This is a genomic window from Nonomuraea sp. NPDC049655 (assembly GCF_044465465.1).
Classification (GTDB): Bacteria; Actinomycetota; Actinomycetes; order Streptosporangiales; family Streptosporangiaceae; genus Nonomuraea.
In genome coordinates this window covers 401,366-425,716 of record NZ_JBITLS010000008.1, presented here as the reverse complement: position 1 = coordinate 425,716, position 24,351 = coordinate 401,366, and the positions used below count along the sequence as shown (strand labels likewise).

27 protein-coding genes are annotated in these 24,351 nt (G+C 71.8%); 15 read left to right on the top strand and 12 right to left on the bottom strand.

Annotated elements, in window-relative coordinates:
• Positions 1-19 precede the first annotated feature (19 nt).
• Entirely contained in the window at positions 20-916 is an 897-nt protein-coding gene (locus ACIBQ6_RS27225) for a serine/threonine-protein kinase (protein ID WP_352349861.1), read from the top strand.
• Here ACIBQ6_RS27225 and ACIBQ6_RS27220 read toward each other — a convergent pair.
• Positions 900-1,862: an alpha/beta hydrolase-fold protein gene (locus ACIBQ6_RS27220; RefSeq protein ID WP_397215275.1), complete on the bottom strand. Its 963-nt coding sequence runs from the start codon at positions 1,860-1,862 to the stop codon at positions 900-902. The two genes, ACIBQ6_RS27225 and ACIBQ6_RS27220, sit on opposite strands and share 17 nt — an antisense overlap.
• A 190-nt stretch (positions 1,863-2,052) precedes the next feature.
• Between ACIBQ6_RS27220 and ACIBQ6_RS27215 the strand changes: the two genes are divergently transcribed.
• Genes ACIBQ6_RS27215 through ACIBQ6_RS27190 form a run of 6 tightly spaced genes read left to right on the top strand, consistent with a single transcriptional unit; the run spans position 2,053 to position 8,376 of the window.
• The gene (locus ACIBQ6_RS27215; protein ID WP_397215273.1) at positions 2,053-3,348 is read left to right on the top strand and encodes an extracellular solute-binding protein; all 1,296 of its coding nucleotides are present in this window, start codon (positions 2,053-2,055) and stop codon (positions 3,346-3,348) included.
• Positions 3,345-4,304: a sugar ABC transporter permease gene (locus tag ACIBQ6_RS27210; RefSeq protein ID WP_358283311.1), complete on the top strand. Its 960-nt coding sequence runs from the start codon at positions 3,345-3,347 to the stop codon at positions 4,302-4,304. Before ACIBQ6_RS27215 ends, ACIBQ6_RS27210 begins: the two co-directional genes overlap by 4 nt.
• Positions 4,301-5,104: a carbohydrate ABC transporter permease gene (locus ACIBQ6_RS27205; protein WP_352349853.1), complete on the top strand. Its 804-nt coding sequence runs from the start codon at positions 4,301-4,303 to the stop codon at positions 5,102-5,104. The genes ACIBQ6_RS27210 and ACIBQ6_RS27205 overlap by 4 nt, the downstream gene beginning before the upstream one ends.
• The gene (locus tag ACIBQ6_RS27200; RefSeq protein WP_358283309.1) at positions 5,101-6,471 is read left to right on the top strand and encodes a GH1 family beta-glucosidase; all 1,371 of its coding nucleotides are present in this window, start codon (positions 5,101-5,103) and stop codon (positions 6,469-6,471) included. Before ACIBQ6_RS27205 ends, ACIBQ6_RS27200 begins: the two co-directional genes overlap by 4 nt.
• 32 nt (positions 6,472-6,503) lie before the next feature.
• Positions 6,504-7,499, top strand: coding sequence for a LacI family DNA-binding transcriptional regulator (locus ACIBQ6_RS27195; protein ID WP_358283308.1), 996 nt, complete (start codon positions 6,504-6,506; stop codon positions 7,497-7,499).
• Positions 7,486-8,376, top strand: a complete 891-nt coding sequence (locus ACIBQ6_RS27190; protein WP_397215270.1) for an aminoglycoside phosphotransferase family protein — start codon at positions 7,486-7,488, stop codon at positions 8,374-8,376. Before ACIBQ6_RS27195 ends, ACIBQ6_RS27190 begins: the two co-directional genes overlap by 14 nt.
• 58 nt (positions 8,377-8,434) lie before the next feature.
• Here the strand turns inward: ACIBQ6_RS27190 and ACIBQ6_RS27185 are convergent, their stop codons facing one another.
• Positions 8,435-9,196: an SDR family oxidoreductase gene (locus tag ACIBQ6_RS27185; protein ID WP_357991269.1), complete on the bottom strand. Its 762-nt coding sequence runs from the start codon at positions 9,194-9,196 to the stop codon at positions 8,435-8,437.
• Between the two features lie 82 nt (positions 9,197-9,278).
• Between ACIBQ6_RS27185 and ACIBQ6_RS27180 the strand changes: the two genes are divergently transcribed.
• Positions 9,279-10,151 (top strand): LysR family transcriptional regulator, encoded by an 873-nt coding sequence (locus ACIBQ6_RS27180; protein WP_397215268.1) that lies wholly within the window; start codon positions 9,279-9,281, stop codon positions 10,149-10,151.
• A 14-nt stretch (positions 10,152-10,165) separates the two neighbouring features.
• Here the strand turns inward: ACIBQ6_RS27180 and ACIBQ6_RS27175 are convergent, their stop codons facing one another.
• The 4 genes from ACIBQ6_RS27175 to ACIBQ6_RS27160 all read right to left on the bottom strand — a co-directional run bounded on the left by ACIBQ6_RS27175 (position 10,166) and on the right by ACIBQ6_RS27160 (position 12,911).
• A complete protein-coding gene (locus ACIBQ6_RS27175) occupies positions 10,166-10,438 on the bottom strand; it encodes a tetratricopeptide repeat protein (protein ID WP_397215266.1) in 273 nt (90 codons plus the stop codon).
• Complete coding sequence (locus tag ACIBQ6_RS27170) at positions 10,372-10,800, bottom strand: hypothetical protein (protein WP_397215264.1); 429 nt, start codon at positions 10,798-10,800, stop codon at positions 10,372-10,374. Before ACIBQ6_RS27170 ends, ACIBQ6_RS27175 begins: the two co-directional genes overlap by 67 nt.
• Before the next feature lie 57 nt (positions 10,801-10,857).
• Entirely contained in the window at positions 10,858-11,847 is a 990-nt protein-coding gene (locus tag ACIBQ6_RS27165; protein ID WP_358283298.1) for a LacI family DNA-binding transcriptional regulator, read from the bottom strand.
• Positions 11,848-12,038: 191 nt separating this feature from the next.
• A complete protein-coding gene (locus ACIBQ6_RS27160) occupies positions 12,039-12,911 on the bottom strand; it encodes a PfkB family carbohydrate kinase (RefSeq protein ID WP_358283296.1) in 873 nt (290 codons plus the stop codon).
• Positions 12,912-13,101: 190 nt separating this feature from the next.
• Here ACIBQ6_RS27160 and ACIBQ6_RS27155 point away from each other — a divergent pair, with 190 nt between their 5' ends.
• From ACIBQ6_RS27155 to ACIBQ6_RS27140, 4 genes are all read left to right on the top strand, one after another.
• Positions 13,102-13,842, top strand: a complete 741-nt coding sequence (locus ACIBQ6_RS27155; RefSeq protein WP_358283294.1) for a hypothetical protein — start codon at positions 13,102-13,104, stop codon at positions 13,840-13,842.
• Between the two features lie 172 nt (positions 13,843-14,014).
• Positions 14,015-14,698, top strand: coding sequence for a DUF4344 domain-containing metallopeptidase (locus tag ACIBQ6_RS27150; protein ID WP_397215261.1), 684 nt, complete (start codon positions 14,015-14,017; stop codon positions 14,696-14,698).
• A gap of 17 nt (positions 14,699-14,715) precedes the next feature.
• On the top strand, positions 14,716-15,417 hold the full coding sequence (locus ACIBQ6_RS27145; RefSeq protein WP_397215259.1) for a maleylpyruvate isomerase family mycothiol-dependent enzyme: 702 nt from the start codon (positions 14,716-14,718) through the stop codon (positions 15,415-15,417).
• A gap of 12 nt (positions 15,418-15,429) precedes the next feature.
• The gene (locus ACIBQ6_RS27140; protein WP_397215257.1) at positions 15,430-15,843 is read left to right on the top strand and encodes a DUF6343 family protein; all 414 of its coding nucleotides are present in this window, start codon (positions 15,430-15,432) and stop codon (positions 15,841-15,843) included.
• Here ACIBQ6_RS27140 and ACIBQ6_RS27135 read toward each other — a convergent pair.
• The 3 genes from ACIBQ6_RS27135 to ACIBQ6_RS27125 form a co-directional block, all read right to left on the bottom strand.
• Positions 15,751-15,990 (bottom strand): DUF3040 domain-containing protein, encoded by a 240-nt coding sequence (locus tag ACIBQ6_RS27135; protein WP_358283286.1) that lies wholly within the window; start codon positions 15,988-15,990, stop codon positions 15,751-15,753. The two genes, ACIBQ6_RS27140 and ACIBQ6_RS27135, sit on opposite strands and share 93 nt — an antisense overlap.
• Positions 15,991-16,144: 154 nt before the next feature.
• Positions 16,145-16,390: a type B 50S ribosomal protein L31 gene (locus tag ACIBQ6_RS27130; protein ID WP_358283284.1), complete on the bottom strand. Its 246-nt coding sequence runs from the start codon at positions 16,388-16,390 to the stop codon at positions 16,145-16,147.
• 28 nt (positions 16,391-16,418) lie between these two features.
• The gene (locus tag ACIBQ6_RS27125) at positions 16,419-17,180 is read right to left on the bottom strand and encodes an SDR family NAD(P)-dependent oxidoreductase (RefSeq protein WP_397215255.1); all 762 of its coding nucleotides are present in this window, start codon (positions 17,178-17,180) and stop codon (positions 16,419-16,421) included.
• Positions 17,181-17,255: 75 nt separating this feature from the next.
• Between ACIBQ6_RS27125 and ACIBQ6_RS27120 the strand changes: the two genes are divergently transcribed.
• On the top strand, positions 17,256-18,476 hold the full coding sequence (locus ACIBQ6_RS27120) for an MFS transporter (RefSeq protein ID WP_397215252.1): 1,221 nt from the start codon (positions 17,256-17,258) through the stop codon (positions 18,474-18,476).
• Between the two features lie 64 nt (positions 18,477-18,540).
• The gene (gene recQ, locus ACIBQ6_RS27115) at positions 18,541-20,379 is read left to right on the top strand and encodes a DNA helicase RecQ (RefSeq protein ID WP_397215250.1); all 1,839 of its coding nucleotides are present in this window, start codon (positions 18,541-18,543) and stop codon (positions 20,377-20,379) included.
• Between the two features lie 194 nt (positions 20,380-20,573).
• Here the strand turns inward: recQ and ACIBQ6_RS27110 are convergent, their stop codons facing one another.
• The gene (locus ACIBQ6_RS27110; RefSeq protein WP_397215248.1) at positions 20,574-21,161 is read right to left on the bottom strand and encodes a TIGR03086 family metal-binding protein; all 588 of its coding nucleotides are present in this window, start codon (positions 21,159-21,161) and stop codon (positions 20,574-20,576) included.
• A 209-nt stretch (positions 21,162-21,370) separates the two neighbouring features.
• Entirely contained in the window at positions 21,371-22,261 is an 891-nt protein-coding gene (locus tag ACIBQ6_RS27105) for an SMP-30/gluconolactonase/LRE family protein (RefSeq protein ID WP_397215246.1), read from the bottom strand.
• Between the two features lie 828 nt (positions 22,262-23,089).
• Here ACIBQ6_RS27105 and ACIBQ6_RS27100 point away from each other — a divergent pair.
• A complete protein-coding gene (locus tag ACIBQ6_RS27100) occupies positions 23,090-23,389 on the top strand; it encodes a hypothetical protein (protein ID WP_358283272.1) in 300 nt (99 codons plus the stop codon).
• A 107-nt stretch (positions 23,390-23,496) separates the two neighbouring features.
• On the opposite strand, the gene ACIBQ6_RS27095 is transcribed toward ACIBQ6_RS27100, so the two are convergent.
• Entirely contained in the window at positions 23,497-24,309 is an 813-nt protein-coding gene (locus ACIBQ6_RS27095; RefSeq protein ID WP_397215244.1) for a lysophospholipase, read from the bottom strand.
• Positions 24,310-24,351: the final 42 nt, after the last annotated feature.

Here is a 24,351-nt window from a genome sequence, read left to right as displayed (position 1 = left end):
AGGCTGCGTGGAGGGGCGAATGGTCATCGGCGACCGCTATGAGCTCGACGACCTCCCCCTCGGGCAGGGCGGGATGGGCGCGGTCTACGCGGGGCACGACCGCCACCTCGACCGCAGGGTGGCGGTGAAGCTGCTCAGGCTGCCCAGCGGCCCCGACCACGAGCTGGAACGCCGCTTCATCCGCGAGGCGCGCATCCTGGCCAGGCTGGAGCATCCGGGCGCGCCCGTGCTCTACGACTTCGGCACCCACGAGCAGCGGCTCTACCAGGTGATGCAGTTCATCGAGGGCGTCACCGTGGCCGACGTGGTCAGCGAGCACGGCCCGCTGCCGGTGCCCTGGGCCGCGGCCATCGCGGCGCAGGCGTGCGCGGTGTTGTCGGCGGCCCACGCCCTGGCGATCTGCCACCGCGACCTCAAGCCGACCAACCTCATGCTCTGCCCCGACGGCAGCGTCAAGGTGCTCGACTTCGGGCTGGCGCTGCTGCGGGACGCCGACGTCACCACGTTCACCCGCATCGGCCAGATCCTCGGCACGCCGGCGTACATGGCCCCCGAGCAGATCCAGCACGGCGTGGCCGAGCCGCGCAGCGACCTGTACTCGCTCGGCTGCGTCCTGCACGAGATGCTGACCGGGCGGCAGCTGTTCACCGGGCCGACCGACTACGTGGTGTTCGAGCAGCAGGTCAAGGAGCGTCCGCCGGCCATCCCCGGGCTTCCCGACGAGCTGGGCGCGCTGCTGGCCGAGCTGCTGGAGAAGCAGCCGGAGAACCGTCCGGCCGACGCCGACGAGCTGTACGAGCGGCTGGCCCCCTTCGCCGTCGAGCTGCCGATGCTCCCCGGCTTCCTGACCGAGGCGCCCAGCCCCGGCCGCATGTACGCCCGCATGGTGGGCCGCGTGCTCAGCCGCCGGTCGTAGCGCCCCGGAGCCCGGCGAAGGCGGCGATCAGGGCGTCCCCCAGGCGGTCGCGCCAGCAGTAGCGGTCGTGGCCGCCGTCGAACTCCCGGTAGTCCGCCGCCGCGCCGAGGACGGCCCGCAGCCGCTCGGTCGGGCCGTGCATGTCGTCGTCCTCCAGGCTGCCGAGCTGGAGGTGCACGCGCGGCACCGGGCCCCTGGCCAGCTCGCCCGTCAGCCATTCGGGCTCGGGGCCGTCCGGCCACCAGAACGAGCCCGACTGCGACACCGCCGCCGCGAACCTGCCGGGATGCCGGTGTGCGGCGTAGACGGCGGTGAGCCCGCCGAGGCTCTGACCGGCGATCACGGTGAAGCCGTCGTGGGGCAGGGCGTCCACGAAGCCGGGGTCGCAGGTGAGCCGGGCCGTGCGCTCGGGGCCCGACTCGACCAGCCAGGCCCGCACCGGCGGGATGCGGCCGGCCGCGATGAGGTTGTCGAGGATGACGGGCAGGTCCTCGGTCCACTCCTCGCCGTCGAGCGCGACCAGCGAGCCGACCGGCGGGAGCGCGGGCTCGTACCGGAACCCGGCGGGCTCGCGGACGAGCCGGTGGCGGCGCCGGCCGGGGACCAGCCACGGTGAGGAGGGGGTCGTCTCGGCGATCGAGAAGCCCCGCCACAGGCGGGGGTTGAGCGGGTCGGCGACCTGCGCGCCGTCCACCTGGAGGTGGTAGGAGGCACGCCAGCCGCGCCGCACGCGGAAGGTGCGGCTCCACAGGCCCGGTTCGCGCTCCAGCAGGGCGTCGGCGCCGTCGGGACGCAGCCTGCCGGCCAGGACGCGCACCTCGCGGGCGGGGCCGTGCCACAGGAACGTGACCGTGTCGTGCTCGTCGTCGAGCCGGGTGACGACGGGCGTGACGGTCGCGCCGGGGCGCGGACCCGGCAGGGTCTCGGGCGGAAGGTCGCTCGTCAAGGCGGGCCGCTCCTCAGTCCGGTCGGAGACGTTGCAGCACCCTACCCCACTCGCCCTCGACCGGCTCTGAACGCGCTCTCTTGGTAACACCGATCGTTATGCGGACACCGTTGACAGGGCGGCGTGACGGCCGCGAATCTGGCGAGAGAGCGCTCTCTCACATCCCCCGTTCTCCCCCAGGAGGGTTTCCATGACCCCTCGTGTCCGGCGGCTCGCCCTGCCCGTGCTCACCGCGTCCCTGCTCGCGCTGGCGACGGCCTGCGGTGGCGGCGGCGGCAGCCCCACCACCGAGGCGAGCGCCAAGCCCGGCGAGAAGATCAAGCTGTCCATCGGCCTCTTCGGCGACTTCGGCTTCAAGCCGCTCTACGAGGAGTACAAGAAGACCCACCCGAACATCGAGATCACCGAGGCCGTCACCCAGTTCAACGACCACCACAACAACCTGGTCAAGCGCCTGGCCACGAACGCTGGCGCGGGTGACGTCGAGGCCGTCGAGGTGGGCTACATCAGCACGTTCACCTCCCAGCCCGGCAAGTTCGTCGACCTCAAGCAGTACGGGCTGGACAAGCGCCAGGGCGACTACCTCGACTGGAAGTGGCAGCAGGGCCTCAGCAAGGACGGGCAGCAACTCCTCGGCCTCGGCACCGACGTCGGCGGCCTGGCCATGTGCTACCGCAAGGACCTGTTCAAGAAGGCCGGGCTGCCGAGCGACCGGGCCGCGGTGAGCGCTCTCTGGCCGACCTGGGAGCAGTACATCGAGACCGGCAAGAAGTTCGGCGCCGCGAACGTCGCCGGCGCCAAGTTCGTCGACTCCCCCGGCGAGATCTTCCGCGCCATGGTCAACCAGGCCCCGGTCGGTCTGTACGACGCCCAGGACAAGATCATCGTGGACAGCAACCCCGACGTGAAGAAGGCGTGGGACCTGTCCAACCAGCTCACCCAGGAGGGCCTGACCGCCAAGCTGGCCGCCTTCACCCCGCCGTGGAACACCGGCTTCGCCAAGGGCTCGTTCGCCACGATCATCTGCCCGGCCTGGATGACCGGGTTCATCCAGGAGCAGGCCAAGGACGCCTCCGGCAAGTGGGACATCGCGACCGTGCCGGGCGGTTCGGGCAACAGCGGCGGCTCGCACCTGATGGTGCCCAAGCAGAGCAAGCACCCGAAGGAGGCGGCCGAGCTGATCGACTTCCTGACCTCCAAGGAGAACCAGGCCAAGGTGTTCAAGGAGGAGGGCACGTTCCCGTCGATCCCGTCGCTGTACGACGACCCCTCGATCCAGAACTTCACCAAGCCGTTCTTCGGTGACGCCCCCATCGGCAAGATCTACTCCGACGCCGCCAAGGCGCTCAAGCCGCAGCACCTCGGCCCCAAGGAGGCCGACGTCCGGGTGGCGATCGGCAACGGGCTCGGCCGGGTCGAGCAGGGCAAGCAGACGCCCGACGAGGCGTGGGCACAGGTCCTCCAGGACGTACAGAAGATCAAATGAGTACGCTCCCGCTGTCGGCGCCGGCCCGGCACCGGCGGCGTGGCGTGCGGCACACCCTCGACGTGAGGGTGTCGCCGTACGCCTACGTCGCCCCCTTCTTCCTGCTCTTCTGCGCCTTCGGGCTGTTCCCGCTGATCTACACGGCCTGGGTGAGCCTGCACGACTGGACCCTGCTGTCGGAGGAGCACACGTTCGTCGGCGCGAAGAACTTCCAGACGCTGCTGGCCGACGGCTACTTCTGGAACGCCACCTTCAACACGCTGTCCATCGGCGTGCTGTCCACCGTGCCGCAGTTGCTGCTGGCCGTCTGGCTGGCCCACCTGCTGAACCGGCGGCTGCGCTTCCAGACGCTGCTGCGCATCTCGATGCTGCTGCCCAACGTCACCAGCGTGGTGGCCGTGGTGGTGATCTTCAGCCAGCTCTTCGGCCGCGACTTCGGGCTGATCAACTGGGTGCTGTCGTGGGTCGGAATCGGGAAGATCGACTGGGCGGCCGGCACCGCGACCTCGCACATCGCGCTCTCCGTGATGATCATGTGGCGCTGGACCGGCTACAACGCGCTCATCTTCCTGGCCGCCATGCAGGCCGTACCGCGCGAGCTGTACGAGGCCGCCACCCTCGACGGCGCGAGCAGCTTCACCCAGCTGCGCCGGATCACCATCCCGATGATCCGGCCCACGATCATCTTCGTCGTCATCGTCTCCACGATCGGCGCGATGCAGATCATCGCCGAGCCCCTGCTGTTCGGCCAGAGCAGCGGCGCGGGCGGCGGCGCGGCCAGCGGCGGCCCGGACCGTCAGTACCAGACGCTCGCGCTGTTCGTCTACGAGCAGGGCTTCACCAAGTTCGACTTCGGGTACGCCTCGGCGGCGTCCTGGCTGATGTTCCTGGTCGTGGTGGTCGCCGCCGGGATCAACTTCCTGATCAGCCGCCGGGTGAAGGGCGGCACGACATGAGACTGCGCTACCTGACCCTCATCGCGGTTGCCTTCTTCTCCGCCTTCCCGCTCTACTACAGCGTCGTGGTGGCCTCGCGGCACAACTCGGCGCTGGCCGAGGTCCCGCCGCCGCTGCTGCCCGGCGGGAACTTCCTGGCCAACGTCGCCCGCGTGTTCGACACCGTGCCCTTCGGGCTGGCGCTGCTGAACTCGGTCATCGTGGCGGGCTCGATCGCGGTCGCGGTGATGTTCTTCTCGACGCTGGCCGGGTTCGCCTTCGCCAAGCTGAGGTTCCGGGGCAGGAACGCCATGCTGGTGATCACCGTGGCGACCATGATGGTCCCGGCCCAGCTCGGCATCATCCCGCTCTACCTGCTCATGGTGAAACTGGAGTGGACCGGCACGGACTACGCGCTGATCGTGCCGGCGCTGGTCAACGCGTTCGGGGTGTTCTTCATGACCCAGTACCTGACCCGGGCGCTGCCGGACGAGCTGCTGGAGGCCGGGCGGGTGGACGGGTGCACGACGTGGGGCCTGTTCTGGCACGTCGTGCTGCCCGCCGCGCGGCCGGCGGCGGCCGTGCTCGGCATGCTGACGTTCATGTCGGCGTGGAACGACTACTTCTGGCCGCTGGTCGTGCTGAACCCGGACAACCCGACCGTCCAGGTGGCTCTGTCCACGCTGGCCAGCGGTTACGTCAACGACTACGTGCTGGGCCTGGCGGGCACGGCGGTCGGCGTCCTGCCGCTTGTAGCGGTCTTCGCCCTGTTCGGCAGGCAAATCATCGGTGGAATCATGCAAGGAGCTGTTAAGGGATGAAGTTTCCCGAGGAATTCGTCTGGGGAGCCGCCACGGCCTCCTACCAGATCGAGGGGGCGGTCAAGGAGGACGGGCGCGGCCGCTCGATCTGGGACACCTTCTCCCACACCCCCGGGAAGGTCGCCGGCGGCGACACCGGTGACGTGGCCTGCGACCACTACCACCGCTACAAGGACGACGTCGCGCTGATGCGCGAGCTGCGGCTGCGGGCCTACCGGTTCTCGGTGGCGTGGCCGCGCGTGCAGCCGGAGGGGGCGGGGCCGATCAACCCGCGCGGCCTCGCCTTCTACGACAAGCTCGTAGATGAACTACTGGCCGCCGAAATTTCGCCCTATGTCACGCTTTATCACTGGGATCTTCCCCAAGCCCTCGAAGACCACGGCGGCTGGACGAACCGCGACACGGCCTACCGTTTCGCCGACTACGCCCAGGCCGTGCACGACCGGCTCGGCGACCGGGTGACCCACTGGACGACGCTCAACGAGCCCTGGGTGTCGGCCTTCCTCGGCTACGGCAACGGCGTGCACGCGCCCGGCCGCCGCGACCCGGGCCAGGCCATGCGCGCGGCCCACCACCTGCTGCTCGGCCACGGCCTGGCGGCGCGCCGGCTGCGGGCGGCGGGGGCGCGCAGCATCATGCTCGTGGTCAACTCCGCGCCGGTGCTCACCCCGGCCCAGGTCAACGATCCCACGGCGGTCGCCGGCGAGGCGGACGCGGCCGCCGCCGAACGCGTCCACGCCCTGCTGACCAGGCAGTTCCTCGACCCCGCGGTGCACGGCAGGTACCCGGAGGAGGTCCTCGCGGCGGCGGCGCGCAACGGCGGGACGGCGCACGTCCACGACGGCGACCTGGAGCTGATCAACGCGCCGATCGACCTGGTCGGCGTCAACTACTACAACCCGTGCGTGGTCGAGTCGGGCCCGGGGCTGCCCGCCGACGCCGCCTGGCCCGGCTCCGACGGCGTGCGCTTCACCACGGCGGAGGCCCCGGTCACCGCGATGGGCTGGCCGATCGTGCCCGACGGCCTGTCCCGGCTGCTCGTCCGGCTCTCGAAGGATTATCCGCAGGTCGGGCTCATGGTCACCGAGAACGGCGCGGCCTTCGACGACCTGGTCGAGGACGGCCGGGTGCACGACGACGAGCGCGTGGCGTACCTGGACGGGCATCTGCGCGAGCTGCACCGGGCCGTCGAGGCAGGCGCCGACCTGCGCGGTTACCTGGTGTGGTCGTTGCTGGACAACTTCGAGTGGGCCGAGGGGTACCGGCGCCGGTTCGGCATCGTGCACGTGGACTACGCGACGCAGACCCGGGTGCCCAAGGACAGCGCCCTGTGGTACCGCGACGTGATCAGCAGGAACGGCCTGTAGATTTTTTCCGTGCTCTCCCTCTTGGTGCAGTCATGAGACGCCCGACGCTGGAGGCGGTCGCCGCCCGCGCGGGCGTCTCCCGCGCGACCGCCTCCAGGGTCGTCAACAACCAGACGACCGTCGCGCCGCACATCCGCGACGCCGTGCAGCGCGCGATCGACGAGCTGGGCTACATCCCCAACTCGGCGGCGCGCAGCCTGGTCACCCAGCGCACCGACTCGGTCGCGCTGGTCGTCAGCGAGCCGGGCACCCGGGTCTTCTCCGAGGACCCGATGTTCTCCACGGCGATCAGGTCGGCCAGCTACGAGCTGGAGGCGGTCAACAAGCAGGTCGTGCTGATGCTGGCCTCCTCGCCCAAGAGCCACGCCCGGGTGGAGCGGTACATCTCGGGCGGTCACGTCGACGGCGTCATGCTGATCTCCATGCACGGCGCCGACCCGCTGCCGGCCGCGCTGTCGCGCCTGCGCGTGCCCGTGGTCTCCTACGGGCGACCGGCCGTGCCGGTCGACATCCCGTTCGTCGACAACGACAACGTGGGCGGGGCCGAGGCGGGCGTCCGGCACCTGGTCGAGTCCGGGCGGCGCAGGATCGCCACCATCGCCGGCCCGCAGGACATGATCGCCGGCCAGGACCGCCTGACCGGCTACCGCAACGTGCTGCGCGACTCCGACCGCCGCTCGATCGTGGCCGTGGGCGACTTCACCCGGGAGTCGGGCGCGATCGCGATGCGCCAGCTCCTCGGCGACGACCCCGCGCTCGACGCCGTGTTCGTGGGCAACGACCTGATGGCGGTCGGCGCGCTGCAGGCGCTGCGCCAGGCCGGGCGGCGGGTGCCCGACGACGTCGCGGTGGTGGGGTTCGACGACATCGAGGCGGCCAAGTACACCGAGCCGCCGCTCACCACGCTGCGCCATCCGATCGCCGAGCAGGCGGCGGCCATGGTCCGGCTGCTGCTCGGCCTGTTCGAGGGCGGCTCGCGGGAGCCGGTGATCCTGCCGACCGAGCTGGTGGTCCGTGAGTCGGCCTGAGCCCGCCCGAACCGCCCGGGTGATCTCCGCCGGCGAGGCCGTGGCCGCCGCCGTCGCGGTGGCCGAGGCGCACGGCGTCACGGTGCGCGAGCCCGTCGTGCTGAAGGACTCCTACAACCTGCGGATCCACCTGCGGCCGGCGCCGGTCGTGGCGCGGGTGCCCACGGTCACCGCGCTCGCCCGGCTCCGGCCCGAGGAGGCGATGCGGCGCGAGCTGGCGGTCGTGTCGTTCCTGCACGAGCTGGGGGTGCCGGTCGTGCCGCCGAGCGATCTGCTGCCCGCGCGGGTGCACGAGCGCGGCGGGGCGCTGGTGTCGTTCTGGCGGCACGTCGAGCACGACGGGTCGGGGCCGGTGACGCCCGAGGTGTTCGGGCGGGCGCTGCGCGAGCTGCACGAGGCGCTGCGCGGCTATCCCGGCGTGCTGCCGCGCCTCGGGCCGGTCCTCGACGAGACCGGGCACCTGCTCCGGGTGCTCTCCGCCGACCTGGAGCCGGCGGTGTCGGCCCGGCTCGCCGAGGCCCGCGCCGGGCTGGCGGCCCGGCTGCCGGACGGGGGGCAGGCCGTGCACGGCGACGCCCATCCGGGCAACCTGCTGGTCACGCCCGCCGGCCTGCTGTGGAACGACTTCGAGGAGACCACGTACGGGCCCGTGGGCTGGGACCTGGCCTGCCTGCTCGGCACCGTGCGGCTCGACGGCCGCGCGGCCGTGCGCGCCTACGGCGCCGACCCCGGTGACCCGGCCCTGGCGGTGTTCGCCGAGGCGCGGGCCCTGCAGGCCGTCCTGTGGACGCTGGTCAGGGCGCGGCGCTTCCCCGAGGAGCGGGCCGCCGCCCGCGCCGTCCTCGACGGCTGGCTACGCGACCCCGGCGCCCGCTGACCCGCCCGTTCTCAGGCCCGTTCTCAGGCCCGTTCCCAGACCCGGTCTCAGGCCCGTTTCAGACCGGCACGACGCCCTGCGCCGGGCCGAGGAAGTAGCCGCCGGTGGCGTCGAGCACGTGGCCGGTGATCCACCGGGCGTCCGGCCGGGCCAGCAGCGCCACGGCGTCGGCGATGTCCTCAGGACGGCCGATGCGACCGAGCGCGGTGACCTCGGTGACGCGCCGCTCGGCGACGCCGTCGTGGTCCTCGCGCAGCCAGGCGTTCATGTCGGTCTCGGTGACGCCCGGGGAGACGGTGTTCACGGTGATGCCGCGCGGGCCGAGCAGCGGGGCCAGGGTGAAGCCGAGCGTGTCCAGCGCGCCCTTGGTCATCGAGTACACGACGTCGGGCAGCGCGATGCGCACGACCGCCGAGGACACGTTGATGATCCGGCCGCCGTCGTTCAGCAGCGGCAGCGCCCGTTCGATGACGAAGTACGGCGCCCGCACGTTCACCGCGAACACCCGGTCGAACTGCTCGGGCGTGACCGAGTTCAGCACTCCGCCCAGGATGGCGGCGTTGTTCACCACGATGTCCAGCCGGTCGTCGCGCAGGCCGTCGAACAGGGCGTCCACGCCGTCCTCGAAGGCGGCCTTGACCGCGTACGCCTGTCCGCCGGCGTTCTCGATCTCGGCGACCGTCTCCTTCGCCAGGTCGTCGTTGGTGGCGTAATGGACGATCACCCGGGCGCCGCCGGCGGCCAGGCGGCGCGCCACGGCCCGTCCGATGCCGCGCGAGGCCCCCGTGACCAGCGCGGTCCTGCCTGCGAACTCACTCATGACGTGCTCCTTCATCGGTGGAGCTCCATCGTGCGGCGGGGACGTCACGGGCGTCCAAGACCGGCTGTTATAGCTTCTTGCTATGGATGCCCATATCCGGGATCTGCGGTATTTCGTGGCGGTCGCGGAGGAGTTGAGCTTCACGCGGGCGGCCACCGAACGGCTGTTCATCTCCCAGCCCTCGCTGAGCAGGCAGATCAGGCAGCTTGAGCTGTCCATGCGGGCCAGGCTGTTCGACCGCGACCGGCGGACCGTCGCGCTGACCGACGCCGGGGCCGCGCTGCTGCCGCTGGCCCGGCAGATCATCGAGCAGTGGGAGGACGCGCGGCGCGCGGTGGCCTCGGCGCGCGAGGAGCGCACGCTGACCGTGGGGTTCCAGACGCGGATCGGGCGGGGGCTGGTGCCGTCCATCGTGGAGGCGCTGCCGGGGTGGGAGCTGCGCTTCCGCCAGATCAGCTGGGCCGACCCGACCGTGGGGCTGGGCGACGGGCAGGTGGACGTCGCGGTCGCCTGGCTGCCCGTCCCCGGCGACGGCGTCTACGACTGGACGGTGGTGAGCACCGAGGAGCGGTGGGTGGCGCTGCCCGCCGGGCACCCGCTGGCCGGGCGGGCGGAGGTCGGGATGGCCGAGCTGGCCGGCGAGCCGTTCGTCGCGCTGCCGCGCACGGCGGGGCCGATGCGGGACTTCTGGCTGGCCGCCGACCGGCGCACCGGCCCGGCGCTGGTCGGGGCGGAGGCGGAGACGGCGGAGGAGGCGTTCGAGGTGGTGGCGTCCGGGCGGGCCGTCGCGCTGGTCTCGGCCGGGAACGCCGAGCTCTACCGGCGCGACGACGTGGTGGCGCGGCCGGTGACCGGGCTGCCGCCGAGCAGGCTGGCCATCGTCTGGCGCACCGACGACCGCAGGCCGTCGGTGCGCGCGCTGGTACGGGAGTTCGTCCGCTGCCTGTGCCCGTGACACGGCGCCCAGGGTCAGGCCGGGATGGTGGCGCGGGCCTCCTCGACGTGGGCGGCGACGCGGTCGGCGCCGCACGACTCGGCCAGGGCGCGGGCCTCGTCGGCGAGCGCCAGGGCCTCGTCGTGCCGCCCCTGGGCGACCGCGATGTGGATCAGCCCGACCTGGTTGGACGCGACCCCGGCCGGCGACCCCAGCTCCCGGCGCAGCTGTGACGACTCCGTCAGCCTCTCGCGCGCCTCGTCGAGCCGCCCGGACCGGTGGGCCGCGATCCCCTGGTGCCTGAGCACCTCGGCGAGCGTGACCAGGTCCCCCGTCTCGGCGGCCAGTTCCCCGGCACGCCGGAGCAGGGCAGCGCGCGGTCGAGATCGCCTGCGACGACCTGGTGGTAACAGCCCTCCCAGAACGCCGACTCCCCCTCCCCGCGCCGGTCGCCGACCGCTTTGAACAGCGCGCCGGCCCGCTCGAACAGCGGCAGCTCGCGCGGGTCCGCCTCGCCGCCCTGCACGAAGCGCACGTGCAGGACCCGGCCCCTGGCCAGGCACAACGCGGCCTCGACCGCGTCCAGTTCACGGTCGGACGCGGCGAGCGCGGCGTCGTCACCTGCGTAGATCCCGCGTTCGTAGAGCCCTTTGGCCCGCTCGATCCACATTCGCCCGAATGTACGGGAAGTCGACGCCGTGACCAAGGGTGTTCACGGCGGCTCCGGTCAGCCGCGGGCCCGCGCCGTCGAGGCCCTGACCACCAGCTCCGGCTCGAACAGCAGCTCGTCGGCGGGCACCACGGCCTTGTCGATCTGGGCCACCAGCAGGTCGACGGCGGCCCGGCCCATCGCGTCGATCGGCTGGCGGACCGTGGTCAGCGGCGGCTCGGTGCAGTTCATCAGCGCCGAGTCGTCGAAGCCGATGACCGAGACGTCCCCCGGCACGGTCAGGCCGGCCCGCCTGGCCGCCCTGACCGTGCCGAGCGCGAGCAGGTCGCTGGCGCAGATCACGCCGGTCACGCCCTGCTTGACCAGCCTGGACGCGGCCGCGTGCCCGCCTTCCAGGGAGAACATCGTGTGCTCGACGAGTTTCGGGTCGCCGCCCCGGGCCTGGAACGTCTCCAGCTTGCGCCGGGAGGGCATGTGGTCCTTAGGGCCGAGCACCATGCCGACGCGTTCGTGGCCGAGCGCGCGCAGGTGGGACAGGGCCATCTCGGCGGCCACCACGTCGTCGCAGGAGACCTGCGGGAAGTCCAGCCGCTCGACGGCCGCGTTGACCAGGACGGTCGGCAGCTTGCGCTCGTGCAGCAGCTCGTAGTGGTCGTGCGAGGCGTCGGCCTGGGCGTAGAGGCCGCCGGCGAAGACCACGCCGCTGACCTGCTGCTGGAGCAGCAGATCGACGTAGTCGGCCTCGGAGACGCCGCCGACCGTGCGGGTGCAGAGCACGGAGGTGAAACCCTGCTGGGCCAGCGCGCCGCCGACGACCTCGGCGAAGGCGGGGAAGATCGGGTTCTGCAGCTCGGGGAGCACCAGGCCGACCAGTCGGGCCCGGTCGCCGCGCAACTGGGTGGGACGTTCGTAGCCGAGCACGTCGAGCGCGGTCAGCACGGCCTCGCGGGTGGCGTCGGAGACTCCCGGCTTGCCGTTGAGCACGCGGCTGACCGTCGCCTCGCTCACCCCGACCTTCTTCGCCACCTCTGCGAGTCGTCGCGTCATGCGCAAACTATACGGCCTTACGCGCAAGCGCTTGCGATCACTTACGTAGCCTCCGCCGCCCCTTCCCACTCCCGCCCAGGACGGCCTTCCCGGCAATTTCGGCGCATCGGACGGAGGAAATGCGGGGTGCCGCACGACAATGGCCAGTCAAATGTTTGCGCAATCACGTCAAGCGGTTGCGAAATTCTGCGTCACAGCTCCGCCCTGGACGGCAAGCCTTGCCAGTCGCTCACACTCGTCATCGCCGCCGCGCTCAGCAGCGCGCCCCGGTGCAGCCGTTCCTGCGGCGTCAGGCCGTCGAGCGCGGCGCTGATGTAACCGGCCGCGAACGCCTCGCCCGCGCCCGCCATGTCCACGACGGGCACCTGCGGGACGGCCACGTCGTAACGCATGCGGTCGGCGCGCACGCTGGCGCCCTTGGCGCCCCGGTCCACCACGACCTCGCGCTCGGGGGTGAGGGCGGGCTTGACCAGGTCCAGCTCGTCCTGGGCGAGGAAGAGCAGGTGGGACCGGCAGGCCAGCTCGCCGAGGACCTCCTCGGCCTCCCGGACCGAGGGCCACAGCTCGGGCACGTAGTCGACGGAGAAGGAGATCATCACCCCGGCCGTCCGCGCCGCGCTCATGGCGGCGTGCACGGCGTCGAGGGCGTCCCTGCTCAGGGCCGCCGTGACGCCGGTCACGTGCAGCATCTTGGCCGCGCCCACCCGGTCCATCGGCACGTTGCCGGGCGACAGCCGGGACCCGGCCGAGCGGGTGCGGTACTGGGCGGTCACCGGCTCGCGGCCGACGCGCACCTCCCTGAGCACCATCCCGGTCCGCGCCCCTTCGACCACCCGCACGTCCTCGACGTCCACGCCCTCGCCCCTGAGCACGGTCAGCGCCCTGGCGCCCAGCTCGTCGTCCCCCACCCGGGCGGCGTACGCGCATCGGTGGCCCAGCCTGGACAGGGCGATCACCAGGGTGAACTCGGGGCCGCAGACGTCCAGCCTGGCCTCGTTCTCGTGCCGCACCCGGCCGCTGGAGACCACCCCGAGCGGCTCTCCCAGCGCGTAGACGTCCGTCATGAGCCAGACTGTAGTTGGTCACGACTACGCCGAATGATTTTTTCGCATAAGTCCTGGTTAGGACCGTGATCAAATATTTTCTGTATCTTTAGCGAACCTTTTCCCCAACTCGTGCCTCAAAGTAGTAGAGGAAGCCGGCGCGCCCCGGCGCCGGCTTCGAGTCGATACGGGGAGAGGAATCAGCACCCTCATGAGAAAGATCGCAGTAGGAATCATCACCGCCTTCGTCGGCGGGGCCATGTTGGTTTCCGGCGCGGGCGCCGCCTCCGCCACCGCGACCAGGCACGCCACCGAACTCAAGATCCGTGACATCACCCCCAACCCGGTCGTGGTGAAGGCCGGCAGCGAGACCACCGCGTACTTCGACATCGGGGCCAGCTCCGACGTCCAGAAGGTCACGCTGAGCGTGTCGCCGGAGGGCGACGTCCGCACCTTCCGTGCCAAGGACGTCAAGGACCTCGAGGGCTGGCGCTTCGCCGTCCCGTTCAACGAGGGCGACTTCGCCGGCAAGTGGAAGGCCACCGCTGTGGCCTTCGACAAGGACAACAAGCAGGTCGCCACCGACTCCGCGTTCTTCAACGTCGAGATCCAGAAGGGCAAGGCCGACACCCGCATCACGCGCTTCACGGCCGACCCCTACAAGGTCCGTCAGGGCCGCTCGATCTACTTCTCCGGTCGCCTTCAGGTCGATGACGAAGGCTGGGAGGGTCTGCGCGGCGAGAAGGTGAGCGTCTACTACCGCGCCAACGGCTCCAGCGGCTGGAAGTGGGTCGCCTCTGCCAAGACGTCCTGGGGCGGCAAGTTCGCCACCAAGACCCGCGCCTGGAAGAGCGGCACGTTCAAGGCCGTCTTCGAGGGTGACGACGAGCTCAACAGCTCCGAGAGCCGTCGCGACTACGTCAAGGTCTACCGCTCCTGGCACCACCGCTGATTGATCGCCGAGGCCCGGTTCCCCTGGTGGGAGCCGGGCCTCCGGCTTTTCCGGATTCTTTTGCCGCCGGAGAGGTTTATCGATCAGCGGATCGCCGCATGGACTGTCCCATTTGCAAAGGAGGCGGCCCGCCGCCTCGCGGACACCGCGTCGATCCGACAGGAGCCCCCATATGCCCCACCCCCTGATCGCCCTCGTCCTGAGCCTGACGAGCACGTTGGGGGCGGCCCCTTCGGTCCGTTACGAACCCGCCGGCACGGCCCGCGAGCAGCACGCCAGGAAGCTTTTGAAGGACAGCGGCGTGCTGCGCACCCGGCTCGGCGGCGTCCAGGTCGTCGCCCGCGGCTGCGACGCGCCCCGCGCCACCTGGAACGGCGACCTGCGGCGGATCACGATCTGCTACTCGCTGGTCGCCAAGATCGACCGCACGCTCACCGGCGTCTCCGAGACGGAGGAGGCCGACCGGCGCACCGCCGCCGCCCGCGTGGACGGCGCCCTGGCCGCCCTCTACCACCACCAGTTCGGCCACGCCCTGGCCGCGCTCAACGGCCTGCCCGCCGACGAGGCGCAGGCCGACCGGTTCGCCGCGCTGACGCTCGCGGCGCGCGACGGCGGCCACGTCGTGGCCGCCGCCGAGGCCCGCCACCTGCTGGCCGCCCACACCCATGCCGACCATCTGTCGGGGACGGCCGCCTCCGCCACGTTCGCCTGCCTCCTGTACGGCGCCGACCCCGTCAAGTACGCCCGCATCGCCAAGGGCGGCTGGGTGCCGGCCGAGCGGGTGCCGTCGTGCCGCGCCGAGTACGAGCGGGCCAGGGCGGAACTGGGGTCACTGGCAGTGAAAGTCGGGGCCTGAGGGGTACGTCCGGATGTATGGCTGAGGAGCTGCTCAGAGACTTCGACCCGTTCGACATCTTCGACACCGAGGCGGCCCGGCTCGACCGGTTCTTCGACGGGCTCGACGAGGCGGGCTGGGCGCGTCCGTCCCGCTGCGCCGGGTGGTCGGTGCGCGACGTGCTGGCCCATCTGGCGGGTGAGGAGGCGTACAACCACGCCTGTCTCGACGGCACCGTGCAGGAGCTGCTGACCCGGGTGGCCGCCGAGGGGGTGACCGGGTTCAACGACTTCAACGAGTGGTCCGTACGGCAGCGCCGCGACGTGCCCGTCGAGGAGGTGCTCCAGGAGTGGCGCACCAAGAACGGCGAGACGCGCGAGCGCATGCGCGCCCTCGGCCCCGACGCGCTGATCGACACGACGGCGGGCCCGTACCCGGTGGGGTTGCAGACCTTCCACTACGACTCCGAGTACGCCACCCACGCCGACGACGTCGGCGCGCCGGTGGCGCCGGAGGAGATCGACGGCCGGACGTTCTGGCGGGTCGCCGTCGGGCGGTTCGTGCTGGCCGAGCAGGAGTCGAGGGCGCAGGTGGAGCAGACGGCCGAGCAGATCTGGGTGAGCGTCGACCAGGGCAGCGCGTCGCTGTCGTACCCGGAGTTCGTGGAGGCCACGGTGGGACGGCTGCCGACCGACGGGCTCGACCCGCGGGTCGCCGCCGCGCTGCGGTGCCTGGCCTGAGAGGAGAGCGGGATGTGGCTGCGCAACCGCGCGGGCACCGAGCCGGTGACGGCGCGCAGCCCGCTGCGCGCGAGGCGGGTGCTGTCGTGGATCGCCCTGGTCGTCGCCGCGGCCGCGGCGGTCTTCTTCGTGACCCGCGCGATGGCCACGGGCCAGCAGGTGTGGGTCTGGGAGGCCGCCCTGGCCGCCGCGGTGGCCGTGGTGGCCGCCGTGGACCTGGCGGTGCTCAGACGCCGGCGCGCCGGGCCGTCAGGCGGCGGGCACGCTCGGCCGGCCGGGGAGCACGGCGGGTCAGGTGGTGAGCACAGTGGGTCAGGTGGTGAGCACAGTGGGTCAGGTGGTGAGCACGGCCAGCAGGAGCAGCAGGATCACCGCGGCGGCCACCCCGAAGATGATCCAGACATGGGTCAGCGCCCACACCCGTAGCCGGTCACCGCAGGCCTGCGGGTAGTCGATACCGTCGGACTCGATCCTGTTGATCGCCGCCACGCGCCGGGCCAGTTCGGGGTCGTCCCGTTCGAGGCCCTGCTCGATCTCAGCGAGGATGCGGCGTTCCCTTCCAGAGAGACCCATCGCGATCACCATTGCTCCCACGCCGGTGAAAGCCTTGTACCCACCAGTAGCCCCAGCATGCCCGCCCGGCGCCTCCTTGGCGTGACATGCCGAAACCCCCGGCCGTTCCGGCCGGAAGGCGCGGAACGGACGAGGGCGGGTCAAGCCTTGGCTGTCATTTCTTGCCGTAGCGCTGGTTGAAGCGCTCGACGCGGCCCTCGGTGTCGAGGACGCGGCTGCGGCCGGTGTAGAACGGGTGGCTGGCCGACGACACGTCGACGTCCACGACCGGGTAGGTCCTGCCGTCCTCCCACTCGACGGTCCTGCCGCTCGTCAGGGTCGAGCGGGTGAGGAGGGCGAAGCCGGCGCTCGGGTCGCGGAAGACGACCGGACGGTACGAGGGGTGCAGGTTCTTCTTCATGCCCCTCTCAACCGAGTGGCAATGGTTTTCATTCCCTCGCTTCGGGGTCCATCCCGAGGACGGTCCGGCCGCCGTCCACGGGGATCGTCGCCCCGTTGACGAACGAGGCGTCCGGCGAGAGCAGGTGCGCCACGACCGCGGCCACCTCGCCGGGGAAGGCGACCCGGCCCAGGGGGTGCACCCTGGCCATCTGGCGCTCGACGTCCACCACCTCGTCGGCGGTCCTGGAGGCCAGGAAGTCCTCGTAGCGTTCGGTGGCCACCGAGCCGGGCGCGACGGCGTTGACCCTGATGCCGTACCGGCCGTACTCGACGGCCAGCGACCTGGTCAGGCCCTCGGTCGCGGCCTTCGCGGTGGCGTAGGGCAGGCTGCCGGGCACCGCCCGCGTGGCCTGGTGGGAGGTGACGTTGACGATCGCGCCCGGCGTGCCCGCCGCGAGGAAGCGGCGGACGGCGACCGCGCAGCCCACCAGCGCCAGGTCCAGGTTGGCCGCGATCAGCTGCCTGACCTCCGCGATCGGGGCGTCGTGCACGGAGGCGTCACGGAAGATCGCCGCGTTGTTGACCCAGCCCGCCAGCGTGCCGGCCTCCTCGGCCCGGTCGGCGGCCCAGGAGACCAGCTCCTCGTCGGCCGCGTCGCCCACCACGGGGACGACGCGGGGGCCCGTCCAGGACAGCGAGCCGCCGTCGCGGTCGATGACGACGACGGTGTCCTTCTCCCCCAGGAGCCGCTGGACCACGGCCTTCCCGATGCCACGCCCGCCGCCGGTCACCACGTAGGAAAGACTCATGCGTCCGACGCTACTCCGTCCCGGAGTGACCCTTGTCACCGTATGTCCGGCTGGTGAACGGGAACGAACCAATGCGTGATCGCCATACCCGGTCCGAGGTCGCCGGCCCGCGTGGTCGGGGCGCTCGCGATCACGCAGACGGCCGGCTACGGCGTGCTCTACTACGCGTTCTCGGTGTTCATCCCGCCGATGGCGCACGACCTGCGGACGGGGGTCGCCCAGCTCACCGGCGCGATCACGGTGTCGGTGCTGGTGTCCGCGCTGGTGGCGCCCTTCGTCGGGCGCTGGCTCGACCGGCACGGCGGGCGCGCGCTGATGACGGCCGGGTCGCTGCTGGGCGGGCTCGCGGTGCTCGCCTGGTCGCAGGTGCGCACCGTGACGCAGCTCTACCTGGTGTGCGCGGCCCTCGGGATCGCCTCGGCCATGGTGCTCTACGAGGCCGCCTTCGCGGTGATCGTCGCCTGTTTCGACCCGGCCCGGCGGGCGCGCGCGCTGCTCGCCGTGACGGTGGTGGCCGGGTTCGCCTCCAGCATCTTCCTGCCGCTGACGGGGTTCCTCGTGGACCGGTACGGCTGGCGGCAGGCGCTGGTCGTCCTGGCCGCCGGGTACGCGCTGACGGCCGTGCCGCTGCACGCGCTGGCCGTGCGGGGGCGGGGGGCGTCCGCGCCGCCGGCCCGGCGTCGCGCGATCGTCGGCTCCGCGCTGCGCGAACGGCCGTTCTGGCTGCTGGTGGCCGCCTTCCTGGCCCAGACGGGCGCGGTGGCGGTCATGGGGGTGCTGCTGGTGACGTACCTGATCGCGCTCGGGCATCCGCCGTTGTTCGCGGCGAGCGTGGCCGGGCTGCTCGGCGTGTTGTCGGTGACCGGGCGGCTGGTCACGACGGGGCTGCAGAGCCGGTGGCCGGTGGCGCTGGTCACGGCGGCGATGTTCGCCGTCCAGGGGGTGGCGGCGCTGCTGCTGCCGCTGGCGGGCGACAGCGTGGCGGGGGCGATCGCCGGGGTGGTGCTGTTCGGGCTGGGGTTCGGGGTGGCCACGATCGCCCGTCCCGCCCTGCTGGCCGACCGGTACGGCACGGCCGCCTACGCGACGCTGAGCGGCGCGCTCGCACTGCCCGTCACGGTGTCCAAGGCCGTGGCCCCGCTGCTGTCGGCGGCGGTGGCGCAGGTCGCCGGATACCCGGCGGTGATGGCCTCGGTGGCGGCGGCCTGCGTGCTCGGAGCGCTCTCGCTGGTGGCCTACGATCGGTACGGGCGGGCGCCGGAGCGACAGGCCGCGCTGCCCGCCGAGCCGACCTGAGACCCGCGGTCCGCCGTCGGCGGAACTGACGGAACGTCGGCCGACGACCACGTAAGGTAGCCGCATGGATACCCCCACCGAGGCTCTCCACCGCGTCTTCGGTTACGACTCGTTCAGGGCGGGTCAGCAGGAGATCATCGACCACGTCGTCGGCGGCGGCGACGCGCTGGTGCTCATGCCCACCGGCGGCGGCAAGTCGCTGTGCTACCAGATCCCGGCGCTCGTGCGCCCGGGGGTGGGGGTCGTCGTCTCGCCGCTGATCGCGCTCATGCAGGACCAGGTCGACGCGCTGCGCGCGCTCGGCGTGCGGGCCGGTTTCCTCAACTCCACCCAGGACTTCGACGAGCGCCAGCTCGTGGAGGCCGAGTTCCTGGCCGGCGAGCTCGACCTGCTCTACCTCGCCCCCGAGCGGCTGCGCGTCGAGGCCACGATGCGGCTGCTGGCCAAGGGCGAGATCTCGTTGTTCGCCATCGACGAGGCCCACTGCGTGGCGCAGTGGGGCCACGACTTCCGCCCCGACTACCTCGCCCTGTCGGAGCTGCGCGAGCGCTGGCCGCAGGTGCCGCGCATCGCGCTGACCGCCACCGCCACCCCGGCCACCCACGCCGAGATCTCCACCCGGCTCGGCCTCGACCAGGCCCGTCACTTCGTGGCCGGCTTCGACCGGCCCAACATCCACTACCGCATCACGTCCAAGAGCGACCCCAAACGGCAGCTCCTCGACTTCCTGCGCACCGAGCACCCGGGCGACTCCGGCATCGTCTACTGCCTGTCGCGCTCGTCGGTGGAGAAGATCGCCGCCTTCCTGGCCGACCACGGCATCGCGGCGGTGCCGTACCACGCCGGGCTCGACGCCCGCACCCGCGCCGCCCACCAGTCCCGGTTCCTGCGGGAAGACGGGCTGATCGTGGTGGCCACCATCGCGTTCGGCATGGGCATCGACAAGCCCGACGTGCGTTTCGTGGCCCACCTCGACCTGCCCAAGTCGGTCGAGGGCTATTACCAGGAGACCGGCCGCGCCGGGCGCGACGGCCTGCCCGCGACCGCCTGGATGGCCTACGGCCTGCAAGACGTCGTCCAGCACCGGCGCATGGCCCTGGAGGGCGACGAGGCCCACCGCCGCCGCCAGGTCCTGCACCTCGACGCCATGCTGGCGCTGTGCGAGACGGCCGGCTGCCGCCGGGTCATGCTGCTCGACTACTTCGGGCAGAAGGGCGCCGAGCCCTGCGGCAACTGCGACACCTGCCAGAGCCCGCCCGAGTCCTGGGACGGCACGATCGCCGCCCAGAAGGTGCTGTCCACCGTGCTGCGGCTGAAGCGGGAGCGCGGCCAGAAGTTCGGCGTCGGGCAGGTGGTCGACATCCTGCTCGGCAAGAAGACGGCCAAGGTGCTCCAGCACGGCCACGACTCGCTGACCGTCTTCGGCGTGGGCACCGACCTGGGCAACGCCGAGTGGCACGGCGTGGCCCGGCAACTGCTGGCGCAGGGCCTGCTCGCGGTGGAGTCCGACCATGGCACGCTGGTGCTCACCGACGCCAGCGCCGACGTGCTGCGCGGGCAGCGGGAGGTGCCGTTGCGCCGCGACACGGCCCGTCCGGCGTCCCGGTCGTCCAGGTCGTCGTCCGGGGCGTCCGGGGCGAAGGGCCAGCCGGCCGCCGAGCTGCCCGCCGAGGCGGCGCCGCTGTTCGAGCGGCTGCGGGCTTGGCGGGGCGCGGTCGCCAAGGAGCAGGGCGTGCCCGCGTACGTCATCTTCCACGACGCCACGCTGCGGGAGATCGCCACGTTGTCGCCGTCCTCGCTGGCTGAGCTGAGCAGGGTCAACGGGGTCGGGGAGAACAAACTCGCCAAATACGGGGACCAGGTCCTGGAGGTCGTCGGGTCGGCGGCCACCGAAGACGCCTGACGCCGTCCCGCTCAGCTTCGGGAGGGCCACGGTTCGGGGTGATGGCGACGGCCGCACGAAGAACGGTCGTCGCCATCACGCTGGCCGACCTGGTCGAGGCGCGTGGCCCGCGACCGGCCGGACGGATGCCGGGCCCCGGTGTCCCTCTTTGATCGTACGGGGTGCCGCCGCCTGGTGGGGGGCCGGTCATGCCGTCAGTTCGGCCGGCGGCCGAGGTAGGCGAGGAGGTGGTCCTGGGCGGTGCCCAGCGGGGGCGGCCGCAGCCTGGCGGCGAACCGGGACGGACGGTCGTCGTCGGTGACGAAGAGATGGGCCAGGTCCAGCAGCTCTTCGGCGAGGGCGTGCGGGATCGGGCGGTGTTCACCGCAGGCCCGCGCGATGTCCCAGCCGTGCACGGTGATCTCGATGGCGCCCGCCGCGGCCACCATCGGCGTCGTCATGGGCACGTCCCCCACCGCGACCATCCCGGCCTGGATCGTGCCCGTCCACGTGCCGAGCACCTCCGTCGCGCCGTCCCTGAGCAGCAGCGCCGGGTTCCCGCACACCGGCCCGCCGACCGGTACGGGCCTGCGGGCGGGGGCGATGCGGCCGAGCGCGGCCTCGTTCAGGGCCTCGAAGGAGTCCTGCATGTGGTCCAGGAGCTCCTGGAGGTTCCAGCGGGAGCACGGGGTGGGCCGGCACAGGACGTGTGGGCTCACCACGCGCAGGCTGCCCAAGGTGTAGTGGATGGCCCTCTCCAGCAACGCCACCCCTGCCGTCAACGCCCGCGCCCGTTCGTCCATGTCGCCTCCTCGACCCATGTAGACCTTGAGGGAAGCGGAAAATCATCGGCCCTGGGGACGGGGTGCCGTTCGCGCCCGGCGAGCGGAGCGGATGGGCATGCCTTCCGGCCACGGGTGGCCGCTTCGCGCGACTCGCCGTCCGTCCGGGCCGAGGAGCCCGTCCGGCGGTCCCGCGGGCCCTTCGCCGATCCACGGTCCGGACGGGCCCTCTAGCGGTCGCCGGCCCCGGCGAAGGTGACCCGGATGGCGTACAGGTCGCCGGCCGAACTGGTGACGAACAGGTCGTTGCGCTTGGCGCCGCCGAAGGTCAGGTTCGAGACCGACTCAGGCAGCAGGAGCTTGCAGAGCAGGGCGCCGTCGGGGTGGTAGCAGTGCAGGCCGTCCAGGGCGGCGGCCCAGACGCGGCCGTAGCAGTCGAGCCTGATCCCGTCGAACCAGTCCTCGGCGAAGACCTTGCCGCCCGACAGCGTGCCGTCGTCGCCGACGTCGAAGATTCGAATGTGGCGCTCGCGGGTGTCCACGATGTACAGCCGGCTCTGGTCAAGTGAGAAGGCCAGCCCGTTGGGGCGGACGAAGTCGTCGGCGACGACGGTCAGCTCACCGCTTTCCGGATCGAGCCGGTACACGTGGTCCGCGCCGATCTCGCTCTCGGCCGGGCTGCCTTCGTAGTAGCCGGTGATGCCGTAGCGCGGGTCGGTGAACCAGATGGTGCCGTCGTGTCGGACGACGACGTCGTTGGGGCTGTTGAGCCGCTTGCCCCGATAGCTCGCGGCGAGCACGGTGATCGACCCGTCGTGCTCGGTCCTGGTCACCCGGCGCGCCCCTTGCTCGCAGGTGACCAGCCTGCCTTCGCGATCGACCGTGTTGCCGTTGGCGTTGCCCGCCGGGCTTCTGAACACGCCGACGGCGCCGGTCGTCTCGTCCCAGCGCAGTAGCCGGTCATTGGGGATGTCGCTCCACACCAGGTAGCGCCCGGCCGGGAAGTAGGCCGGCCCCTCGGCCTTACGGCTGCCCCGATGCAGCACCTCCACATACTCGTCACCACCGTCGAACCCGAACCGCTCGTCCACGACTTCGAACCGCGCCTTGAACCTGTCCATCACCGAACCACCTTTGGACATAACCGACTTTCACTGGACACCATATTGGAGATCACCCCTGCCACGGGAAGCGGTTCGGCAAGTGCTTCGTTTGAGGAGATCCGTCACATCAGCGGGCGCACCACGCGGCGGCACGCCGACACGGTCCGGAGGACGCCGAGAGGAGCGCGTGCGGGCTTTCGCTGCACCAGGCCCGACCGGCGCGAGCGGGTGCCGCCGGTCGGGCCTGGTGCTCTTGGATCGCTACCGCGCGGGGAGCTCGGGGTGCGGGCGATGTGGGGGCTTATGTCCCGCTGGAACCTTTCAGGCGGGTGGGGGGTAGGTGAGGGCATGAGGAAGATGGCGGTGATTTCGGTGGCGGTGCTGCTGGCAGGGGTTGGATGTGCCGGAGGTGGCGGTCCTGGGCAGGGGGTGGGCGCGAGTGGTGGCACCGGGGCCTCGTTCGCAGGTGCGGGCGGCGAAGCGGATTCCTCGGTGAGCGGGGCTGCGGGGATCACACCGAGCGAGACTGGGAGCCCGAGCCCGGCCGCCGATGCCGCCCCGGCGCCCGCCCCCAGCGCAGGCGCCCCCTCCGAGCCGACCTCCGTCCCCAGCCTGAGCACCGACGTCAGCCCGGCCCCGGACTCGGGCTCTGGACTGAGCACCGATGCCGGCACCCTTCCTGGCTCAAGCCTGAGCCCCGCCGCCACACTGAGCACCGGCGGCCGCCCGAGCCCTGGAGCTGGAGTGGGGTCTGGTGACAGGGGGAGGGCGAGCGCGGAGGGTGAGCGGGTGGGGTGCCGGGGGGCGTCGGTGGTCGGCGGGGGTGGGTTTCCGGAGGTGCGGGGGGTGTCGGCGGACGCCGAGGTGTGGGGGTTGTTGTTCGTGTCCAAGCTGCCGCTTCGCCGGAAGGAGACCACCAAGATCGTGTGGCGGATGACCGGGGACGGGCCGCTGACGGTCAGGGCGTCCCTTCCTGACGGCGCCGCCGCCCGCCTCGCCTGGGGGCCCGAGGAGCACGGCGGGTCGTCCTGGCACCGGCCGGGGGACGAATGGGGCACCGGCCTCGTCTTCCCCAAGCCCGGCTGCTGGAAGATCGAACTCAGCCGCACCCACGGCAAGGGCCACCTCTGGCTACCGGTCGCCTGACACCACCCGGCGACCCACCGCACAACTACGCCCGACTACCGGCCGGTCAGCGTCCAGCAAGCCCGGTGGCCCAGCAGTCAGGGGCCCACCAGACGCTGTAGCCCTCGTTACCGGTTGCTCAGGGCTCGGTCCACGAAGGTTTGGAGGTCGGTGAGGACCTCGTCCTTGTTGGTTTCGTTGAAGACCTCGTGGCGGGCGCCGGCGTAGATGCGTTCGGTCAGGTCGGTGCCCCTGACCGCCTCCACCCCGGCCCGGCTGCCGGCCAGCGGTACGAGCTGGTCGTCGTCGCCGTGCACCCACAACGTGGGCAGGGCGCCGAACGTGCCGCCCTTGGCGATGGCGTCCAGCATCGCGGCGAACGCCTCCACCGTGGCCCGCTTGAACGGCCCGTGCCAGACCAGCGGGTCGTCCGCGTACGCCGCCCCCACCGACGGGTCGCGGGAGAGCGTGGCCGGGTCGATGGGGATGTCGGGCAGCTCGTCGAGCGCCATCAGCGCGGGGATGACCGCCCACTCGCCGATCACCGGGCCCGACAGCACCAGCGCGGTCAGGCCCTCGGCGTGGCGCTGGGCGTACCGGGCGGCGATCATGCCGCCCATGGAGTGGCCGATCAGCACGACCGGGACGCCGGGGTGGTCGGCCCTGGCGCGCTCCTCGACGGCGTGCACGTCGGTGACGACGTCCTCGAAGTCCTCGACGAACACGCGTTCGCCCGCCGACCTGCCGTGGCCCATGTGGTCGAGTCCGTAGACGGCGGCGCCGTGCCGGACGAGACGGTCGGCGACGTACTCGTAACGGCCGATGTGCTCGCCGTATCCGTGGACCAGGAGGGCGAGGTAGCGGGGCCGGTCGTGCGGCCATTCGCGGACGACGTTCAGCCCCCGCGTGCCGGTGAAGGTGTGCTCTCTCGACTCGGCCATGAACTTCCTCTCCCATCCAGCCACGACGTCCGAAAACCGCTG

Coding starts and splice junctions, on each gene's coding strand:
- ACIBQ6_RS27225 (WP_352349861.1), top strand. CDS start 20: ATGGTCATCGGCGACCGCTATGAGCTCGACGACCTCCCCCTCGGGCAG.
- ACIBQ6_RS27215 (WP_397215273.1), top strand. CDS start 2,053: ATGACCCCTCGTGTCCGGCGGCTCGCCCTGCCCGTGCTCACCGCGTCC.
- ACIBQ6_RS27210 (WP_358283311.1), top strand. CDS start 3,345: ATGAGTACGCTCCCGCTGTCGGCGCCGGCCCGGCACCGGCGGCGTGGC.
- ACIBQ6_RS27205 (WP_352349853.1), top strand. CDS start 4,301: ATGAGACTGCGCTACCTGACCCTCATCGCGGTTGCCTTCTTCTCCGCC.
- ACIBQ6_RS27200 (WP_358283309.1), top strand. CDS start 5,101: ATGAAGTTTCCCGAGGAATTCGTCTGGGGAGCCGCCACGGCCTCCTAC.
- ACIBQ6_RS27195 (WP_358283308.1), top strand. CDS start 6,504: ATGAGACGCCCGACGCTGGAGGCGGTCGCCGCCCGCGCGGGCGTCTCC.
- ACIBQ6_RS27185 (WP_357991269.1), bottom strand. CDS start 9,196: ATGAGTGAGTTCGCAGGCAGGACCGCGCTGGTCACGGGGGCCTCGCGC.
- ACIBQ6_RS27180 (WP_397215268.1), top strand. CDS start 9,279: ATGGATGCCCATATCCGGGATCTGCGGTATTTCGTGGCGGTCGCGGAG.
- ACIBQ6_RS27170 (WP_397215264.1), bottom strand. CDS start 10,800: ATGTGGATCGAGCGGGCCAAAGGGCTCTACGAACGCGGGATCTACGCA.
- ACIBQ6_RS27165 (WP_358283298.1), bottom strand. CDS start 11,847: ATGACGCGACGACTCGCAGAGGTGGCGAAGAAGGTCGGGGTGAGCGAG.
- ACIBQ6_RS27160 (WP_358283296.1), bottom strand. CDS start 12,911: ATGACGGACGTCTACGCGCTGGGAGAGCCGCTCGGGGTGGTCTCCAGC.
- ACIBQ6_RS27155 (WP_358283294.1), top strand. CDS start 13,102: ATGAGAAAGATCGCAGTAGGAATCATCACCGCCTTCGTCGGCGGGGCC.
- ACIBQ6_RS27150 (WP_397215261.1), top strand. CDS start 14,015: ATGCCCCACCCCCTGATCGCCCTCGTCCTGAGCCTGACGAGCACGTTG.
- ACIBQ6_RS27145 (WP_397215259.1), top strand. CDS start 14,716: ATGGCTGAGGAGCTGCTCAGAGACTTCGACCCGTTCGACATCTTCGAC.
- ACIBQ6_RS27140 (WP_397215257.1), top strand. CDS start 15,430: ATGTGGCTGCGCAACCGCGCGGGCACCGAGCCGGTGACGGCGCGCAGC.
- ACIBQ6_RS27135 (WP_358283286.1), bottom strand. CDS start 15,990: ATGGGTCTCTCTGGAAGGGAACGCCGCATCCTCGCTGAGATCGAGCAG.
- ACIBQ6_RS27130 (WP_358283284.1), bottom strand. CDS start 16,390: ATGAAGAAGAACCTGCACCCCTCGTACCGTCCGGTCGTCTTCCGCGAC.
- ACIBQ6_RS27125 (WP_397215255.1), bottom strand. CDS start 17,180: ATGAGTCTTTCCTACGTGGTGACCGGCGGCGGGCGTGGCATCGGGAAG.
- recQ (WP_397215250.1), top strand. CDS start 18,541: ATGGATACCCCCACCGAGGCTCTCCACCGCGTCTTCGGTTACGACTCG.
- ACIBQ6_RS27110 (WP_397215248.1), bottom strand. CDS start 21,161: ATGGACGAACGGGCGCGGGCGTTGACGGCAGGGGTGGCGTTGCTGGAG.
- ACIBQ6_RS27105 (WP_397215246.1), bottom strand. CDS start 22,261: ATGGACAGGTTCAAGGCGCGGTTCGAAGTCGTGGACGAGCGGTTCGGG.
- ACIBQ6_RS27095 (WP_397215244.1), bottom strand. CDS start 24,309: ATGGCCGAGTCGAGAGAGCACACCTTCACCGGCACGCGGGGGCTGAAC.